Raw genomic sequence first — 339 nt, forward strand, 5'->3', positions numbered from 1 at the left:
CGTCCTCGGCGGCGGCCCCGTCCACTGCACCCGCGAAGCCGGCCACCCCGGCAACCACGTCGGCCCCACGCAAGGCAGCAACGGCCGCACCCTGTGGGACGACTGGAGCGCTGGCGCCACCCCGCACAAGGAGACCCCCGATGCCTGACCTGCACGGCTGGATCACCCAGCAGATCGACGCCGTTGAGCAACTTGCCGAGATGATCAGCCCCGGCGGGTACGCCCCGGACGACTGGCGGATCGAACCGTCTCGCAGCGGGAGGTGGACGCAGATCGTCGCCTACTCACGGACGAACACCGAGCCGCCCGAGGCAGCCGCACGCGAGAACGACCAGCCCG

1 protein-coding gene is annotated in these 339 nt (G+C 71.4%); it reads left to right on the forward strand.

Translation table 11 applies throughout. The features are described 5' to 3' along the window. Positions 1-140 precede the first annotated feature (140 nt). The coding region (locus tag CCN44_RS44805; RefSeq protein WP_158103225.1) for a hypothetical protein at positions 141-339 on the forward strand (199 nt) is incomplete at its 3' end.

The sequence above is a fragment of the Streptomyces tricolor genome (genome assembly GCF_002155905.1).
Classification (GTDB): domain Bacteria; phylum Actinomycetota; class Actinomycetes; order Streptomycetales; family Streptomycetaceae; genus Streptomyces; species Streptomyces tricolor.